The sequence below is a fragment of the Microbulbifer maximicatervae (SeqCode) genome (assembly GCF_052467385.1).
On sequence record NZ_CP174311.1, the window covers coordinates 453,219 to 467,373 of the forward strand.

Annotated in this window: 13 protein-coding genes; 8 read left to right on the forward strand and 5 right to left on the reverse strand. The window is 50.3% G+C overall.

Features of this window, described 5'->3' with window-relative positions; all coding sequences use genetic code 11:
- Positions 1–18 precede the first annotated feature (18 nt).
- From rlmD to ACJJIR_RS02080, 4 genes are all read left to right on the forward strand, one after another.
- Entirely contained in the window at positions 19–1,380 is a 1,362-nt protein-coding gene (gene rlmD / locus ACJJIR_RS02065) for a 23S rRNA (uracil(1939)-C(5))-methyltransferase RlmD (protein ID WP_444907161.1), read from the forward strand.
- Between the two features lie 61 nt (positions 1,381–1,441).
- Positions 1,442–1,810 (forward strand): DUF2750 domain-containing protein, encoded by a 369-nt coding sequence (locus ACJJIR_RS02070; protein ID WP_444895989.1) that lies wholly within the window; start codon positions 1,442–1,444, stop codon positions 1,808–1,810.
- A gap of 55 nt (positions 1,811–1,865) precedes the next feature.
- Entirely contained in the window at positions 1,866–2,240 is a 375-nt protein-coding gene (locus ACJJIR_RS02075) for a VOC family protein (RefSeq protein WP_444907162.1), read from the forward strand.
- A gap of 23 nt (positions 2,241–2,263) precedes the next feature.
- Complete coding sequence (locus ACJJIR_RS02080; protein WP_444907163.1) at positions 2,264–3,193, forward strand: SDR family oxidoreductase; 930 nt, start codon at positions 2,264–2,266, stop codon at positions 3,191–3,193.
- Between the two features lie 6 nt (positions 3,194–3,199).
- Here the strand turns inward: ACJJIR_RS02080 and mnmH are convergent, their stop codons facing one another.
- Positions 3,200–4,303 carry a tRNA 2-selenouridine(34) synthase MnmH gene (gene mnmH / locus ACJJIR_RS02085; protein WP_413663456.1) on the reverse strand — a complete coding sequence of 368 codons (1,104 nt, stop codon included), beginning with the start codon at positions 4,301–4,303 and terminating at the stop codon, positions 3,200–3,202.
- Between the two features lie 351 nt (positions 4,304–4,654).
- Between mnmH and ACJJIR_RS02090 the strand changes: the two genes are divergently transcribed.
- Together ACJJIR_RS02090 and ACJJIR_RS02095 are read left to right on the forward strand one after the other, a co-directional pair.
- On the forward strand, positions 4,655–5,245 hold the full coding sequence (locus ACJJIR_RS02090) for a hypothetical protein (protein WP_444907164.1): 591 nt from the start codon (positions 4,655–4,657) through the stop codon (positions 5,243–5,245).
- A 128-nt stretch (positions 5,246–5,373) separates the two neighbouring features.
- Positions 5,374–7,215, forward strand: a complete 1,842-nt coding sequence (locus tag ACJJIR_RS02095) for an SLC13 family permease (RefSeq protein ID WP_444907165.1) — start codon at positions 5,374–5,376, stop codon at positions 7,213–7,215.
- An 11-nt stretch (positions 7,216–7,226) separates the two neighbouring features.
- Here the strand turns inward: ACJJIR_RS02095 and ACJJIR_RS02100 are convergent, their stop codons facing one another.
- Positions 7,227–7,673 carry a CBS domain-containing protein gene (locus ACJJIR_RS02100; protein ID WP_282931120.1) on the reverse strand — a complete coding sequence of 149 codons (447 nt, stop codon included), beginning with the start codon at positions 7,671–7,673 and terminating at the stop codon, positions 7,227–7,229.
- Positions 7,674–8,223: 550 nt separating this feature from the next.
- On the opposite strand from ACJJIR_RS02100, the gene ACJJIR_RS02105 reads away from it, so the two are divergent.
- Entirely contained in the window at positions 8,224–8,700 is a 477-nt protein-coding gene (locus tag ACJJIR_RS02105) for a DNA binding protein (RefSeq protein WP_282931121.1), read from the forward strand.
- A gap of 169 nt (positions 8,701–8,869) precedes the next feature.
- Positions 8,870–9,433 (forward strand): SixA phosphatase family protein, encoded by a 564-nt coding sequence (locus ACJJIR_RS02110; RefSeq protein ID WP_444907166.1) that lies wholly within the window; start codon positions 8,870–8,872, stop codon positions 9,431–9,433.
- On the opposite strand, the gene cobB is transcribed toward ACJJIR_RS02110, so the two are convergent.
- From cobB to ACJJIR_RS02125, 3 genes are all read right to left on the reverse strand, one after another.
- Positions 9,430–10,140 (reverse strand): Sir2 family NAD+-dependent deacetylase, encoded by a 711-nt coding sequence (gene cobB / locus ACJJIR_RS02115; protein WP_444907167.1) that lies wholly within the window; start codon positions 10,138–10,140, stop codon positions 9,430–9,432. The two genes, ACJJIR_RS02110 and cobB, sit on opposite strands and share 4 nt — an antisense overlap.
- A 196-nt stretch (positions 10,141–10,336) precedes the next feature.
- Positions 10,337–11,644, reverse strand: a complete 1,308-nt coding sequence (locus ACJJIR_RS02120) for an NAD(P)/FAD-dependent oxidoreductase (RefSeq protein ID WP_444892108.1) — start codon at positions 11,642–11,644, stop codon at positions 10,337–10,339.
- A gap of 207 nt (positions 11,645–11,851) precedes the next feature.
- Complete coding sequence (locus tag ACJJIR_RS02125) at positions 11,852–14,134, reverse strand: slr1591 family oxidoreductase (RefSeq protein ID WP_444907168.1); 2,283 nt, start codon at positions 14,132–14,134, stop codon at positions 11,852–11,854.
- Between the last annotated feature and the right edge of the window lie 21 nt (positions 14,135–14,155).

A 14,155-nucleotide genomic window follows, 5' to 3' on the forward strand; every position in this document is an offset into this window, starting at 1 on the left:
GAATTCTCCCAATTAATTATGAGTAAGAAGCCCCGTTTTATTACTGGCCGCAAGCCAGTTAAAAAAAACTTGCCGAGCCGCGCTGAAGCGACAATAGAAAAATTTAGTCACGATATGCGCGGTATTGCCCGGGTGGGTGGCAAAACGGTGTTTATTGATAGTGCCTTACCGGGAGAGCAGGTTAAATTCCGCTATACCGCACGGCGCGGCCGTTTTGATGAGGGAATTGTTGAGGAAATCCTATCGGCTTCAGCGGATCGGTGCGCGCCGCAGTGCGCCTATGTGGATTCATGTGGAGGCTGTTCGGTTCAGCACCTGGAGCCATCGGCACAAATTAGTGAAAAGCAAAAAATTCTTTTGGATCAGTTGTCGCGTTTTGGTGGTATTGAACCCGAAGAAATACTGCCGCCGTTAACTGCTGATGCCTATGGTTATCGGCGCAAGGCCCGTATCGGCATTCGCAAATTAAAAAAGTCCCAGGGTGGCGAGCTGCTTTTTGGTTTTCGAAAAAAGCACAGCAATGATTTGGTAGATATTGATGAGTGCCCGGTACTGCATACAAAAATTGCCGAACATTTAGGGTCGCTAAAAAAGCTTGTTGGTGAAAGTGAAGGCCGGGCAAACTTTTCTCATCTGGAAGTGGCGGTTGGAGATGATGTGACAGCTCTGGTGCTCCGCCATTTAAAGCCTCTGTCAGATAAGGACTTGGCGCTCTGGTTAACATTTGCTAAAAGTGCTGGTATACACCTGTATATACAAGGCGGGGGTGATGCTTCACTGGAGAGAATCTGGCCGATAGAAGGGGCCGCTTATCTAAGTTATCAGTTGCCGGAATTTGACCTGACGCTGAGATTTAAACCGCAGGATTTTGTGCAGGTTAATTTTGCGATAAATCGGCAGATGGTGAGTCGAGCCGTTGAGTTACTCGATCCGCAACCCTCCGAGCGCGTATTGGATTTATTTTGTGGGCTGGGGAATTTTACCCTGCCATTGGCGCGTCGTGCAGCGGAAGTGATCGGGGTCGAAGGTGTCGGCGCTTTAACTCAACGGGGTGTAGACAATGCCGCTTTGAACCAATTACAAAATGTGTACTTCTATTCTGCCGACCTGAACGAAAAAATGGCAGGTGCGCCTTGGGCTGAAGCAGGTTTCGATAAAATCCTGTTGGACCCACCGAGGGACGGGGCTCTGGAGGCAGTGCGCGGATTGGCGCGATTTTCTGCCAGTAGGATTGTCTATGTCTCCTGTAACCCGGCCACCCTGGCCCGGGATGCCGGTGAATTGGTGAAGTTGGGGTACCGGCTGAGTAAGGCGGGTGTCATGGATATGTTTCCCCATACCGATCATGTTGAGTCGATGGCGGTATTCGACAGAATTTAGGGCCTATTGAGGCCGGGAAAACTAACGTAAACTGCGGTAAAACCGTTTAAGCGAAGTTGTTATGCAAAGCGAAACCCTAACCGATAATTTTGAAGATAATTGCGCGCGCTTTTTGCCTGAAGCTGTAGGCCAAGGCTGCGTCTGGGCCCTGCAGGGTGAGGAGGGCTTTGCTCTTTGTGAGTCTGAAAAGCGGGCCGATACCGAGGTTATGCCCTTTTGGTCGCAAAGAGAATTTGCACAAGACCACTGCGAAGGAGACTGGGCTGACTATGAGGCAGTGGCAATTGACCTGGAAGAATTTATGGATGACTGGCTCACCGGCATGCATGAAGATGTCTTATTGGTGGGGATAAACTGGAACGCTGAACTAGAAGGGGTTGAGATGGAACCCCTGGACCTACTGGAGCAGTTGGAGCAAGAGCTGCAATAAACTGCGCCATAGTGGCCCACCCAGTGGATAAAAATTACTCAACGGGGTGTCTCAAATGGGGCAGATTCTTGGCTTGCGCAAAACAGTCTACGGAGTTGCCAACATTACCGAGGCTGTGGCCTGGTATACGCAGATACTCGAACAGAAACCCAGCTATGAAAGCGATAGCTATGCGGCGTTTAGTATTGGTGATTGCGAGCTCGGATTAAATGCCGATGCGCGCAGCGCGATCAGCCGGGCCGATGGTGTAGTTGCTTACTGGCAGGTTTTGGATTTGGCCGCGCAGATTGAGCGACTCGGTACTATGGGGGTGCGCCAGCACACGGATATAGAGGAAGTTTCTGGACGTGTGCTGATGGCGAGCTTTCTCGACCCCTATGGCAATGTTTTCGGATTGATTGAGTACCTGCAAACGCCCATTGAGAGATAGGACCATTAAACGGAGCAGTTCCTGTGGATAAGCCGCCCATTTCCAGATTTCGTTCCCCCAATCGAAGTTTTGCTGCGGAAAGCCTTGCGCAAATTGGGCGGGGTTATGTGGTTCCGGATCGAGTGGCTTTAATTACCGGCTGCTCAAGCGGTATTGGGCGGGAGCTGGCTTTGGCGCTACATCGCCGGGGAACCATAGTGATTGCCACGGCGCGCCGCCCGGAAAGTTTACAAGAGCTGGCGGACCTGGGAATTGCTACAGAGGCCTTGGATGTGAATTCCCAGGCGGATATCAATCGAGTGGTTCACGCAGTAAAAGCGGCATACGGGCGGCTCGATATTTTGGTCAATAACGCCGGTTACGGTCAGATGGGGCCATTGCTGGAACTGGACACGCGAGCACTGGAAAAGCAGTTCCGAACCAATGTATTTGCCCCTCTCGCTTTGATTAGGGCCTGTGTACCTTTAATGCGTTCGGAGCAGGGCGGAATTGTGTGTAATATCGGTTCGGTTTCCGGGGTAATGCCTACACCTTTCTCCGGTGCCTATTGTGCTTCTAAAGCGGCCCTACACTCCATTTCTGATGTTTTGCGACTCGAACTAAAACCCTTTGGCATTCGGGTAATGACGGTGCAACCCGGTGCGATCGCATCGGAATTTGGTCGCCACGCTGAGACATCCCTGCGCGGTCTTTTGCCGCCGGACTCCCTGTATAAACGGCAGGAAGAGGCGGTTAGGGCCCGAGCCCAGGAGTCCCAAAAGAATGCTACATTGGCAAGCACACTGGCTAAAAAATTGGTGCGTGAGCTGCTGCGAAAACGCGCTCGTCCTTTGGTGCGTATTGGCAACCGCAGCAGCCTGTTGCCCTGGATGGCCCGCTGGCTGCCGCGCAGTTTTAGGGACTGGTTTTTAATGCGGAGATTTAAATTAAATCGCCTAGCTCACAAAAGCTGAGGATTGTTATTCTGGTTTTTGCAGTGAGTGGTTGGACTCCTTCAACCACTGTTGCACTTCGTTGTAGTTGCCTCGATACAGAATTTTCTGTTCCGATTTCTTCATAAGATGGTCGTAGCTGCCGTCATAGTATTCCCGCAACAGTGACACCACGATAGGGATGTACACATCACTATTATTCGTTCTCAGTAATTCTTGGTTAGCTGAAGCTAAGGCTTCGTTGAGCTGCTTGTAGCGCAGCCCTCCCAGGCGTTTACTGATTTTATTGAGATTGAGATGTAATTCTTCCCCCAAAGATTCAGCTGCTGATTTTTCACTGCTTTTAAAGCGCTCTAAGCCCTCGTGAACATAATCTTGCACAATGCGCTGTGCTCGTGTTTCCAATGGCTCCTCGACAAGAACCCGGGGAGCGGCCTTCATGGCGGTTTGCAATACTGGAGGAAGTGCGCAGCGTCCAATTAGACGGCTTTCATCTTCAATCGCAATAGCACCTGCCTGCTGGGAAAGCTTCAGCAGGTCGATACTGATCTGATTTTCAAAATCGATTTGTGAAGGTTGGCTACTACTGGTGCGTCCAAAGCTAGAACCTCGATGTTTTGCGATCCCCTCAAGGTCGATATACCGCCGCGCAGCCTGGATTAATTCTGTTTTGCCACTGCCGGTGTGACCAGCAACAACGATAAAGGGCAGCTGGGTACAATGCTTTTCCAGCTTGTTTAACAGGAACTGCCGCATGGCTTTATAGCCACCCTCTACTATCGGGTATTCAATATTATTCGAGCGTAGCAGTTTTTGTGTCATTCGGGAGCGTAAACCGCCTCGGAAACAGTAGAGGTAACCTTGGGGTTGTTTACGTATAAATGCGCTCCATTGTGAAAGACATAAGCTTCGTACTTCATCTGTTGCTAAACGCCAGCCAAGGTCAATTGCTGCTTGCTGGCCTTTGTTCTTGTACTCAGTCCCGATCAGTTCACGTTGGTGGTTGTCAAGCAGGGGGTGATTTCTTGCGGAAGGGAAAGCGCCGCGAACAAACTCAACTGGGGCGCGTACGTCCATCAGCGGAATATCATTCAGGAAGATGTCCGTGTAATTCGCAGTATCGGTCCGCAAGGTAGCACTCCTGCTTATTTAGGAAATAGGTGGTATTTGATTGTATCTCCATTTTCTTTCCAGGCCTATGGCAACTGAAGAAGCTACTTGTATATGCAATATATGATGTGCTTAGCGTTAGATGACAGTTTGATATTTACACCGGAAATTAATGCTCAGTATGAGAGAATACTTTTTTAATTTATTGCTCGATAGCTCAGTGTTTACATTTACTTTTTGAACCTAATGCGATTCCAGGTCACAGAAGGTAAATCTTAGCTTCCCTGAATTATTGCAGCTGATTTAAAAATCCTGGAAGCATTTGGATTACATAATGGGCGGGTTGCTCCTGCATGTATAGAGGATAAAAACGTGGCTAAAAAATATATCTATATCCCGATAAATAGTGATGAAATGCAGGAATATGCGGAGGGGTTGGCGAAAGCCTGGGGCGTACCGGTGAATCAAATCCTGGCCAATAAAGTAACCTCCGGTTTTGGAAAAGCCATGTATCGGTGGGTGAACCAGTGTTTGAGTAAGCTGAACCCTGCCGATACCCTTTACATCGTAACCCATGGCACGGGTGCCGGGGATGGACAATTTATTGGTGCTGAGCGCTCCACGAGTAACAACAAGCAGAAAAAAGTATATGTAAACGGCATGCCTAACTGGCAAGGAGGAGAGTGGAAAACCTACACGCCTCGACAGCTAGCAGATACCTTGGTTAAAGAGGGGCTTCCTGCTAATTTCGTTAATTTACATGTTTGTGCCTGTGGTTCCGGCTACGATGGAGAAAAGTTAAGACCTTGGGCTCAACGCTTGCGCCAGGCGATGGTTGGCACCTATAGAAATATTCAGGTCACTGGATATAGAGGCTGGTTCTCCTGCAGTACTGCCAGGGTTTGTATTAAAGTAGGTACTCAGTTTTATCCATTGGAAGAGCGGGCAGTTACTTTCTCCTGAATTTTGTACCTCTAATGGAGCTGGGGTTATGGCGTAGAAGTGCGCTCCATGTAGTTTCCCGGGTATACCCTGAATAGATAGCTGAGCAGAAATCTGAGCAGCTTTTATATTCAGGGATATCTTTCTCCATGACTGTTGACCAGTTACTAATCCTGATTATTTTAAGCGTCACTATAACCCTGTTTATATGGGGGCGGTGGCGCCACGATATGGTTGCATTAGCAGCCTTATTGACTTGTGTCTTTACCGGTCTGATTCCCCCGGAAAATGCTTTTATTGGTTTTGGGCATCCAGCGGTCGTGACTGTTGCTTGTGTGTTAATCCTGAGTCGCGGTTTACAAAATACCGGTGCAATGGATGCACTTGCACAACGAGTTGTCCGCAAAAGCGGGAGTATCTCAGTATCCATATTGTTACTCATTGGGCTTGGCGCGTTTTTATCGAGCTTTATGAATAATGTCGGCGCGTTGGCTTTATTAATGCCCGTGGCTGTGGATATGGCTGAGAAACAGAAAGTGGCACTGGGGAGGGTTTTAATGCCTCTGTCTTTCGCAACGATTCTGGGGGGAATGACCACACTGATAGGTACACCGCCAAACTTGGTCGTTTCCGGTTTTCGGGCGGATTCTGGCGCCGGTAGCTACGGTATGTTTGATTTCACCCCGGTGGGTCTGGCAGTTGCGATAGCCGGAGTTTTGTTTATTGCATTTGTTGGGTGGCGCTTGGTGCCTGCACGCAACCGAACAGGGGCCTCCTCCTTTGAAACTGGCACATATTTAACAGAAGCACTTGTTGAGGAAAAAAGTGTAGCTGCCGGTAAGAATTTACGTGAAATTTCCAAGATGCTGGGAACAGAAGATGCCCAAGTTGTGGGTGTCGTACACAATGATGCCAGGGTCTCTCCCGCGACTCCCTGGCATAAAGTAAATAGCGGTGACATTTTGGTCATTGAGGCGGAGCCGGAGAGCCTTGCCACCTGCTTGTCCAATCTCAGTTTGAAAACAGTGGGAGCCCTTGGGGCAGATTCATCGGGTAAGGCTCGACAATCGGGTAGCAATAATACCGAGAGTGATTCTCAGAATAAGCCCCCAATAAAAGCGCTGGCGGATCGTACCGAAATGCAGCTGCGAGAGTTGGTTGTCATGCCAGACTCCCCCTTAGTGGGACGCCCTATGAGGTTTTCACGCCTCGCAGCGAGATACCAGATTCACTTGCTAGCACTCTCGCGCCAGGGGCGCCGCTCGGTGCGCCGGTTGCGTTCGACACCATTACTCGCCGGTGATGCTCTGTTAATGATGGGGGCCGATGAAAACCTAAACAGCTTTGCTAGGGAAAAGGGCTGTGTGCCTTTGGCCTCAAGGGATATTAGCATCCCCAACAAGGAAAAGGCGGCTATTGCCCTATTGGCTATGGTGCTTGGTGTCGCCGGTGCAGCGTTCGGCCTATTGCCGGCAGCAATCTCGTTCGCCACTTGTGTATTGGCTTTTATGGCGTTGAAGATAGTGCCGTTGCGAAATGTTTATGACTCTATCGACGGGTCCGTAGTCGTGCTATTGGGGACTTTGATTGCTGTTGCTGATGTGATGGAGTCAACAGGAGCTGCAGACTTGGTCGCTCAGGTTTTATTGGATGTCCTGGCTCAGGGTAGTGCTGTTTTGGCCCTGGGTCTGATCCTGGTGGTTACCATGACCCTGTCTGATTTTATGAATAATGTCGCTACTGCGGCTGTGATGTGTTCAATTGCCATGAGCACCGCAGAACAACTGGCGGTGAACCCGGACAGTTTCCTAATGGCTGTCGCAATTGGAGCTTCTTGCGCATTTCTGACGCCGGTTGGGCACCAAAATAACACCCTAATTCTGGGGCCGGGAGGGTTTGAATTTGGTGATTACTGGAAAATGGGGCTGCCACTAGAATTGTTGGTACTGGTTGTGAGTATCCCTATGTTGCTTTGGGTTTGGCCCTTGTAATCGCGGTGAGCTCAAGCAATAGAATCGTCTACCGGCTGGGCCAACTCTGCCATGAACTTACTACAAAAGCGCAGAATATCAGTCACAGTTACAATTCCAACCAGCTCGCCTTCCCGCATAACCAGTACAGAGCCAATACTGGTATCGGCCATAGCTAAGAGAATTTTATCCAGCGGGTCGTGGATATCTGCGATAAAGGGACGTCTGGCACATAGGTCATGTACATAGAGCTGCTGCTCTTCTAAACGGTGTCCCGGTGCATTGGCTCTTTCGATATCCCCTCGGGAAATGACCGTCTCCAAGTCGCCTGCACGAGTTACCGGCAGGTGGCGTACTTTGTGCTCCTCCATCATTGCCAGAGCATCCTCTACCGTGGCATTGATATCGATATGGTAGGGAAATGGCGTCATCAGAGCGGCCAAAGTCGGTATATGGTGGATATTATTGTGAGTGGACATAGTATGATCTGGGTATCCAATTGTATTTGGCAATATGCTCGATTACCGTTACACAGCGACTAATTTGCAATTGACGACTGCAGCTACAATATAGCTAATTGCGCTCCCTAGGGATATCCTTTTAAGATTGCAGATATGGCCGCCTTTGTTACACTTTTTAGCCCTTATTTTGAATTATTCCTATTATATTCAAAGGTAGGGACACAAATGGTTGATATTTGCCGGTGAAAGATTATTATTCGCGACCTCAGTCGAAAAATATAATCAGTGATTCGGAGTGTTTGCCGAACCGAGCTGAAATCGGCTAGTTTTTAATAATGTATTTGCCGAATATACCTAACACCAGAACTACACGATGTGTAGTGGTATCTACTCATGTATATCGGGCAATTCATAATATGCCGGACTAAACATCACTAAATTGCTTGCCATTGGCCAGCCATGATGTTTGTTGATTTTTTACACGGTATATCCGAAATAACAATCTGTGTCGCCCAGCGCCACAGATATATCTCTGTGTTTTTTAATAACCGTCGTTGAGGTTTATTGAATGTTTCAGGAATACGAACAACTTGAACAACAAATCGCCGAACATCAGGCAAGAATCGAAGAGTTACAAGAGCAAATGGCTCAGGCTGAACGCAAGAAAGATGGCGTAATTGCCTATGATAAAGCACTGGTAAACCTTGCTGCTGAATACCACATGGATGAAGAGGAGTTCTTCGTTGCCCGTGGCCAGCAAATCGTTGAGTGGTTGGTAGCACAGCTGGGTGATGAAGATCCTGCAGACTACGTACAAACCCTGAAGGCTCGCGTTGCCCGTCACCTCAAGAAGGAAGGTGACAGCCCCCGTCGCGGCCGTCGTGCAGCACCGGCAGCAAAGGCAGCAGAGCCCAAGCTGGAAACTGGTCACTATCGCAACCCGTATACCGGCGCTACTGTTGAAAAGAAAAAGCGTAATCCTAAGGCCCTGAGCCAGTGGATTGATGAGTACGGCCTGGATACCGTAAAAGAGTGGAAAATCTAATTCTGGATGACCACTAATTTGATGCCGGATATCCGGCATCAAATATTTTTTCAAAAATCGTTCGATTTTAATTCATCGCATTATTTGGCATTTTCGCCGCATCCTCTCTTTACTTACCTTATTATATTCAGCATATGTCTGCCCCGTTATTTACCTGGGAGTTTATACTGTGCTTTCAAGACTTAAGTCGTTTATTTTCTGTACACTTTTTGTTCTGGTTGGGGCTTCAAATTGGGTTTTAGCCGACTCTTCTGAGTCTCAGGTTGTTTACTTAATACGCCATGCAGAAAAAGAGAAAGGGCCCGGGGTGGGTCGCGACCCTCATTTGACTGAGGCGGGCCAGCAGCGTGCTCGGCAACTCGCCTATATTCTTGGGGGAGTGGGTATAGATGCTATCTACAGCACTGACTACAACCGCACCCGGGAAACGGTTGAGCCTCTATCAAAAGAGCTGGGGCTTGAAGTGGAAATTTATAACCCCAGAGATTTAAAAGAATTTGCTAACTCTTTGCAGCAGGCGAAAAATCGGATTTTAGTGGTTGGGCACAGCAATACCACTCCAAAACTGGCGGAATTGCTCGGCGGTGAAAAAGGGCGACCCATTCGAGAGGCCAGTGAGTTTGACCGACTCTATATCCTGGTGCGTGATAATGAGGGGGTAACCACTTTGATACAGCGCTATGGCCCGATGAAATCCTCGCAGACTGAAAATGCAGTTTCAGAGTCACCTTAATTAATAATTTCTTTTATAAAAGTATCGACTACCTGTGACGCCAGTCCGTGGCGGTGTTCCTTGAAGGCATCGCCGACACTACTGCGCTCCAGGTTCAACTCTATGGTGTGAGCTCCAGCCTGATTGGCACATTCAACAAATCCCGCTGCTGGATAGACGTTTCCAGATGTGCCAATGCTGATAAATAGGTCGCAATCGGACAACGCCTGATAGATAGTTTCCATTTCCAGGGGCATTTCTCCAAACCAGACCACATGGGGGCGAAGGTTTCCCGCCTGCTGACAACAACTACAGGTATCAGTTATCGAAAGGTCCGAATCGAGGGGATATAGTTTTCCGCTCCTACGGCACCGTGCTTTTAGTAGCTCTCCATGCATATGAATCAACTGCTCACTGCCCGCGCGCTCATGCAGGTTGTCAATATTTTGAGTAACCAGTAAGTAATCCCCTTGGAATTTCTGTTCCAGTTCGGCCAGGGCGAGATGGGCGGGGTTGGGATGGATATCTGCAGATAGCAGCTGCTGGCGGCGTTCATTGTAAAATCTATGTACCAGTGCCGGATTGCGATCAAATGCCTCTGGCGTTGCGACATCTTCCAGGCGATGGTTTTCCCACAGGCCGTCGGCACCGCGAAAAGTACCTATGCCGGATTCAGCTGAAATTCCTGCGCCGGTAAGTGCAACGATTTTTTGATACTGTTTTTTCATTTTATATTTTCACACAAGGGCATTGCCTGGATCTTCAGAGGAGCTCGCATTCAGCTCAGAGGTCTTAATTGATGGGCTGGTGTGACTCGTAATGTTACCGCCCTGGCACTTCCATGTGCAGGGTTTTATTGGTCGTGCTATTAGTTAGTTTTGCACTAACTGTCTAATATCCCCTTAGCTCCATGGGATCGATACTTTAGTGCATCTTGAGCTTCGGCTTCACAAACCGGTTCGCCTGCCCGATTAAGTAGAGCAGCATAGCTCTCGGCCAGCCGTGGATTGCCGCCAAGTGCATACGGTAGAGCGAGCGATAGGCAAGGCCAGCAAGGCGTCCTTCTACGGTAAGACTGCCTTTAACCAGCGCCCCCATCAGGTTGCCAACGGCAGTGTATTGACTGAGGGATACCAGAGAGCCTCGATCGCGATAATAAAAATGGTGCAAAGGTCTATCTTCAAATAGGGCAATAATATTGTCGCCAACCAGGGTAGCCATTTGCTGTGCTGCCTGGGCGCGCGGAGGCACTCGCTGGTGATTGCCGTCAATGCAACTGGCGCAGTCCCCCATGGCAAATATCTTTGCGTCAGTTTGGGTCTGCAAGGTAGTTTCCACTTCGATTTGATTGAGTCGGTTGGTACTGAGACCATCCAGCTGGGTGAGGAATCCCGGAGCTTTGACGCCGGCAGCCCACACTCGGATTGCGGCTGGGAGTTCCCTGCCACAGGAGGTGGTAAGTCCACGTTCGTTTGCTGAAGCAATATGGTGGCCGGTAAGGATATTAACCCCCATCTTGGCCAGTTCGCGTTCAGCATTATTTCCAATTCGTTTTGGTAGTGCTGGGAGTAGGTGCTCACCCCCTTCTATCAAGGTGATTTCCATCGCATTGGGACGAATGCGTCCATAGTTGCCGACTTGTTTTACGGCATCCACCAATTCAGCAGAGAGTTCTACACCGGTTGCACCGCCGCCAACGATTGCCACTTTTAACTTATCATCAACATGTGTCTCCAGCCGCAGGAAACGATTGAGAAGGTTTTGGTGAAATTTTTGTGCTTCGTTGCTGCTATCCAGGAAAAAGCAGTTTTCTCTGACGCCGGGGATATGAAAGTCGTTACTGTGCCCGCCGATACACAGCACTAAATAATCGTATTCCAATTCCCGTGCGGGTACTAACTCGCTACCGTCCTCATCATTAACAGGTCCGAGCCCGACTACCTGTCGTTCACGATCCAGGGACTGCAGGCTACCCAACTGAAATTCATAGCCGTGAATGCGGGCATGCACCTGATAATTCAGTGCATCCATATTGGCATCCAATGCGCCGGAGGCAACCTGGTGTAGCAGTGGTTTCCACAGGTGGGTGCGATTTCGATCGACCAGAGTAACTTGTGCAGCGGGGGACTTGCGGCGGCGCTTAAAGAAAGGGGTAAAAGAAAAATATTGACCGAGCCGCGTAGCCAAATGCAGGCCGCTGGCACCGCCGCCAATAATGACGATCTTTTTCATAGGGGTCTTCCTGTCGATTGCTAAAAGCCGACTCCCCAATCTGTGAAGACCTTTTTTGGTATCGGGAAATATGTCACCGATGTTTTTTCTAACGCCAGTATGTCGCGCTGAAAGACAGATGACAAGTTAATAAAGTCGGTGAAGGCCTCTCTCAATAGAAATCATACAAAGCTCATAACCGGCTGTTGTTCCGGTTTCGAAAAATCCTTAAACCTGGCCTGGTACTGTCTCGTTGCCCTGTGAAATTAGCGCTCGCCAGTCTGCAGACTTGCGCAAGTGTACGCTCACTTCTGGATTCTGTGAGTCTGTTACTACACCGATTATTGACGCCTGGGTGTAACCGCGTTCTAGCAGTGCGCCCACGCAGGCTTCGGCTTGGTCAATAGGAACAGCAGCGAGGAGCCCCCCGCAAGTCTGTGGATCGGTAATCAATGACCACTGTGGCAATGGCTGCCACTCCTGGGGGTTTTCTACAAAGGCGTAGGCATTGGCATTTTGCGGTTGCAGGCTGGATAGCCATCCGCGCTCGATACAAGTGGCGGCGCCGGAGATTAGCGGTAGATTCTCAGCGATTAGTGTCGCGCTTAATCCTTCAGGGCCGAGCATTTCCAATAGGTGGCCCAGCAGGCCAAAGCCCGTGACATCTGTCAGCGCATTGGCGTTGTGGCGGGCAAATATCTCTGCGGCGTCGGCATTACTATGCAACATGGTTTCCAGCGCCTGCTGCAACCATAGGCCTTTAGCCTCTCCCGCGCCCTCTGCTGCCAGGATAGTGCCTACTCCCAATGGCTTGCTCAGGATCAAGCAGTCTCCCCCGCGGGCCCCCGTTTTTTCCAGGAGCTGCTCCCGCTCGGAAAATCCATTGACGGTTAAGCCCATTAGCATTTCAGAACCTTCGGCGGTATGCCCGCCAGATAGGACACAGTGGTGCCGGTTCAGCTCGTGGATGGCTCCTGCAAGTAACTGCTGTAGGTCTCGCCGGGTAATTTCCTCTGCAGCCGTAGGCAGGGTCGCAAGGATTTGTGCGGTGGCGGGTCGAGCATTCATAGCAAATAGGTCGGATAGGGCGTGCAGAGCCGCCAGGCGACCAAATATCCACGGATCATCTACAGGTGCACGCAATTGGTCGGAGCTCTGCACTAATAAATGATTAGCTGGTAGATCCATAACTGCGGCATCATCACCGACGCCCTTTAACAGGTATTCCGAATGCTGATCCGGAAGGGTCGCCAGCGTGCGGCGCAGGATGTCGGCTCCAACTTTTGCGCCACAGCCATTACAGCGCATAGGAGATAGAGAAGAACCTGAGCGCTGGTCGACGATGTCTTTGGTTTTGGCAGTGTGATCAGCCATGTCCATTGGCAGCTCACTGAAGCGTCGCATAAATGTGCGGTCGATAGAGTCTTTCCATCGCCACATCAGACCGCTTGCAGCGGCGAAGCCATTTCGAACTGCCACAGCCCGCTTGCCACCACAGGAGAGCAGGCTGAGAAAATCTTTTTGTGGCCGGTATTGTTTTAAGCGGCGTCCGGTCAGGGAGGCGCGCAGATTGTGAAATAGAACTGGCCCCTGGCGAACGGCGTAAACTCCAGCCTTGGGTAGAGGCTCTGGGGCGAAACTGGCCACATCACCAGCTGCAAAAACGTCTTCCCGCCCCTGGGCGCGAAGTGTTTGATCCACCACCACAAAGCCTTTGTCATCGAGGGGCAGGCCCGAGTTGGCCAGCCAGGGGGGAGCGCAGGCATTGGTGGTGAGTATCACCTGATCGAGGGGCAGGCAGTCACCGCTCCCATTAACGACACCCTGTTCGGTAATTTCATTAACGGTCCAGTTATGGTGTAACTGAACCCCTAGCTCTTGCATCTCCTTTGAGATTAATTTGCGCGCTCTGACTGGATAGCCCTGGGGAATTGCGGCGGCACCATGAATCAGGTGAACCTCTACCTGCTTTTTCTTAACGGCGCCTTGTAAAGCGTGCGCCATTGCCATCGACAGCTCGCAACCTCCGGCACCGCCGCCGACAACTCCTAAGCGGAAAGGTGAGGTGTTTTCACCAACCTGTTTTTGCAGCTTTTGCCAGAAACGGTAGAAATGCCCGATAGGCTTTACCGGGATTGCCAATTCGGAGCCCGGTAACTCGCGGGCGGGAGTCGCACCGACATCCAAAGAGAGCAGGTCGTACTCTACGGGAGGTCTACCCAATAGGGATACGGTGCGATTATCGATGTCAATTTCGTGTGCACAGGCCTGTATAAAGCGGGCACCAGCGGCCCGGCAGAGCCTGGCCAGATCTATATGAGTGTCTTCCAGGGAGTAATGGCCCGCAACCATTCCGGGCAACATACCGGAGTAGGCGGTTTGCACCTGGGGAGAGACCAGGGTCAGACGCGCGCCTGGCAGAGGCTTCATGGCCCACATTTGCAGCACAATAGCATGGCTATGGCCGCCGCCGACCAAAAGGATGTCCTGGTAGTTTGGATGCTCCTGCATGTCTACTCACTGGCTGGGTAA

Coding starts and splice junctions, on each gene's coding strand:
- cobB (WP_444907167.1), bottom strand. CDS start 10,140: ATGAAAAAACAGTATCAAAAAATCGTTGCACTTACCGGCGCAGGAATT.
- ACJJIR_RS02125 (WP_444907168.1), bottom strand. CDS start 14,134: ATGCAGGAGCATCCAAACTACCAGGACATCCTTTTGGTCGGCGGCGGC.
- ACJJIR_RS02100 (WP_282931120.1), bottom strand. CDS start 7,673: ATGTCCACTCACAATAATATCCACCATATACCGACTTTGGCCGCTCTG.
- ACJJIR_RS02120 (WP_444892108.1), bottom strand. CDS start 11,644: ATGAAAAAGATCGTCATTATTGGCGGCGGTGCCAGCGGCCTGCATTTG.
- ACJJIR_RS02070 (WP_444895989.1), top strand. CDS start 1,442: ATGCAAAGCGAAACCCTAACCGATAATTTTGAAGATAATTGCGCGCGC.
- ACJJIR_RS02095 (WP_444907165.1), top strand. CDS start 5,374: ATGACTGTTGACCAGTTACTAATCCTGATTATTTTAAGCGTCACTATA.
- ACJJIR_RS02075 (WP_444907162.1), top strand. CDS start 1,866: ATGGGGCAGATTCTTGGCTTGCGCAAAACAGTCTACGGAGTTGCCAAC.
- ACJJIR_RS02105 (WP_282931121.1), top strand. CDS start 8,224: ATGTTTCAGGAATACGAACAACTTGAACAACAAATCGCCGAACATCAG.
- rlmD (WP_444907161.1), top strand. CDS start 19: ATGAGTAAGAAGCCCCGTTTTATTACTGGCCGCAAGCCAGTTAAAAAA.